General features: G+C 47.9%; 1 protein-coding gene and 1 pseudogene. Both read left to right on the top strand.

Translation table 11 applies throughout. The features are described from left to right. Nucleotides 1-202 (top strand): annotated as a pseudogene (locus D0T87_RS25060) (N-acetylmuramoyl-L-alanine amidase); the annotation flags it as partial. Nucleotides 203-307: 105 nt separating this feature from the next. After that, a complete protein-coding gene (locus tag D0T87_RS25055) occupies nucleotides 308-901 on the top strand; it encodes a DUF3575 domain-containing protein (RefSeq protein ID WP_163174355.1) in 594 nt (197 codons plus the stop codon). Nucleotides 902-1,001 lie beyond the last annotated feature (100 nt).

Here is a 1,001-nt window from a genome sequence, read left to right as displayed (position 1 = left end):
TCTGGGAAATCCCTGGGATACCCGCACGTTAAAGCAACGTAATTCTTTACAAGTGCTTGTCGATTCCCTTTTGAGAGACTTTCCCGACGCTAAAGTGGCTGGTCACCGCGACCTGAGTCCCGATTTAGACGGCGACGGTGAAATTTCTCCTGCCGAATGGATCAAATCCTGCCCTTGTTTTGATGTAAAAACCGAGCTGTAGCCCATCTGGGGTTTCTTTTCTGAAAGGTGTCCGTCATGTATAAGATGACGGACATCACTTGAAGAAAACGAAACGAGCAAAACGCAGATTTAGATGGAAAGACATATGACCTATTTAAAGCAATGCATCACATTGTTATCATTTTTAGCATTCACGATCGAAGTAAGCGGACAGGAAATGACGACAGCAGGCAATCCTACTCCCCGGCTTGGCCTGAAAACCAACTTGTTGTACGATGCAACAGGTAGTATGAACCTGGGCCTTGAGATCAAAACAAGCCGCCGGACATCGCTGGATGTTTCCGGCAACTGGAACCCGTGGACCTTCTCTGAGAACCGCAAATGGAAACACTTCCTTGTCCAACCCGAATTCCGCTACTGGCTTTGCGAACCCTTCTACGGACACTTCATTGGCGCACATGCCCACTATTCCCTGTTCAATGTAGGCAACCTGCCACTGGGCAAAGCTTACGAAGACCACCGCTATGAAGGCTGGCTGGGAGGGGCCGGATTCTCTTATGGATACCACAAGATGTTATCCAACCGCTGGTCCATAGAAGCCGTGATCGGAGTGGGGTATGCCTACATAGACTACGATAAATATACGTGCCGGAAGTGTGGCGAGAAGATCAAATCGGGCAACACACATTATCTGGGGATGACCAAGGCAGCGGTATCGCTGATTTATATCATTAAGTAAAGCCTCACCCCGGCCCTCTCCAAAGGAGAGGGGGAAGGGGCAGTGCAAGGTAAAGCAATATACTACGGATAATAAAAATAATAAAATAATGAAATCACAT

The organism is Bacteroides sp. 51 (assembly GCF_010500965.1).
In the GTDB taxonomy this organism is placed as follows: Bacteria; Bacteroidota; Bacteroidia; order Bacteroidales; family Bacteroidaceae; genus Bacteroides.
This window is presented reverse-complemented; position numbering and strand designations above follow the sequence as displayed.

Excerpts from the sequence above, each read along its gene's own strand:
- D0T87_RS25055 (WP_163174355.1), top strand. The coding sequence starts at position 308 with ATGACCTATTTAAAGCAATGCATCACATTGTTATCATTTTTAGCATTC.